General features: G+C 66.4%; 1 protein-coding gene. It reads right to left on the bottom strand.

Annotated elements, in window-relative coordinates:
* Positions 1-31: 31 nt before the first annotated feature.
* Complete coding sequence (locus tag AMR42_RS01350) at positions 32-328, bottom strand: hypothetical protein (protein ID WP_234406507.1); 297 nt, start codon at positions 326-328, stop codon at positions 32-34.
* Positions 329-333 lie beyond the last annotated feature (5 nt).

Genomic DNA, 333 nt, shown 5'->3' with positions numbered 1-333 from the left:
ATCAGGGTTTCAGGCGATTGGACGACAGGCCCTAGGACTCTTCGGGCCTGAGGGGCTTGTCCCTTGCATCCGGGCCCGGACGACCATTCCGGCTACCCAATTGACGGCGCACATCGTCGATCGCGTCATTCAACTGGGCAATTTTGTCCTCCAGTCCTTGGCGCGCCGTTTCCATGCGGGCTTCACTGCTTTCGCTGGCGGCCAACCGGGGGCGACGGCGGGGACGCGGCGGCAGCTCGGCCCCTTCCCGATCGCCCTTTTCCGTCAGCTCTTCCAGTCCCTCATCGGAGTTGCGCGAGGCCAGGGCAGCCCCCACCAGGCCCCCCACAGCGC

Origin of the sequence: Limnothrix sp. PR1529 (assembly GCF_002742025.1) — a bacterium.
In the GTDB taxonomy this organism is placed as follows: Bacteria; Cyanobacteriota; Cyanobacteriia; order CACIAM-69d; family CACIAM-69d; genus CACIAM-69d.
Note: the sequence above shows the minus strand (reverse complement) of the source record. Positions and strands in the feature narration are given on the sequence as shown.